Origin of the sequence: Sutterella seckii, assembly GCF_009183815.1 — a bacterium.
GTDB lineage: Bacteria > Pseudomonadota > Gammaproteobacteria > Burkholderiales > Burkholderiaceae_F > Sutterella > Sutterella seckii.
In genome coordinates this window covers 1-878 of the sequence record NZ_WEHX01000209.1, presented here as the reverse complement: position 1 = coordinate 878, position 878 = coordinate 1, and the positions used below count along the sequence as shown (strand labels likewise).

Below are 878 nucleotides of genomic sequence, written 5' to 3'. Positions count from 1 at the left end.
CTTCAAAACAATGATTTATCTCGTTGCAGGTAATCTGGATTTCAGCAGATGGACTCAGGCTTTAAAGTGTGGTTACCCACACTAAACGTCATAGAGCCACCTTGGGTCGCTCGCATGGACTCAGATGATTGGGCGTTTCCTGATAGGTTTAAATTCCAAATGGAATATCTAGAACAGCATCCTCATACAACTGTTTTAGGTACACATGCAATCTTCCTTGAAGACCAAAAACCCCTACATTCACATTTGCCTCTATCCCCTGGTCAAGTTGCAGCTGCAATGCCATTTTATTGTTGCGTCTGTCATCCTTCAACTATATTGAATAGAAAACAAATCATTGAAGAAAAATTATATCCCGACTTTAATCATGCAGAAGATTATGGTTTGTGGTTAAATCTTATACTCAATCCTCAACGACGAATCGTCAACCTGCCAAATGTCCTATTAAAATACAGGCGGGGCATCAGTCGACCTCAATATAATGAACAACAAATATTGAGCACCATAAAAATTAAAAAGATATTCGACCAGAATATAGGAATGACAGGGACACGACCTGCATTTATTGAAAATTATGATTGGGATTATGTAGAACACTGGTTTTCGGATTACCATCAAAAGATCATCAAACGTCTTCCTTATATTGATAAAAATTTATTGATGAAATTAATAGTCAATCAAAAGAGAAAAGCCGCTAAAGCTATTTATAGAAAAGATAATCTATTTCTCATTAGATATCTTCAGCAAGCATCAATAGACTTATTCTATAAAACACTTTATCGTTATTAACAAAGGTATTTAATAGTTGACGGATGGTGCTGTGTGGCGCTTGGGGTCAGGCCGCCTGTGCATAGAGGGTACTCTCATTCGTAAAACAG

Annotated in this window: 1 protein-coding gene; it reads left to right on the top strand. The window is 37.1% G+C overall.

Features of this window, described 5'->3' with window-relative positions; genetic code table 11:
• The first annotated feature begins 48 nt into the window (after positions 1 to 48).
• Positions 49 to 789 carry a glycosyltransferase family protein gene (locus tag GBM95_RS11870; protein ID WP_152159274.1) on the top strand — a complete coding sequence of 247 codons (741 nt, stop codon included), beginning with the start codon at positions 49 to 51 and terminating at the stop codon, positions 787 to 789.
• Positions 790 to 878 lie beyond the last annotated feature (89 nt).

Excerpts from the sequence above, each read along its gene's own strand:
- GBM95_RS11870 (WP_152159274.1), top strand. The coding sequence starts at position 49 with ATGGACTCAGGCTTTAAAGTGTGGTTACCCACACTAAACGTCATAGAG.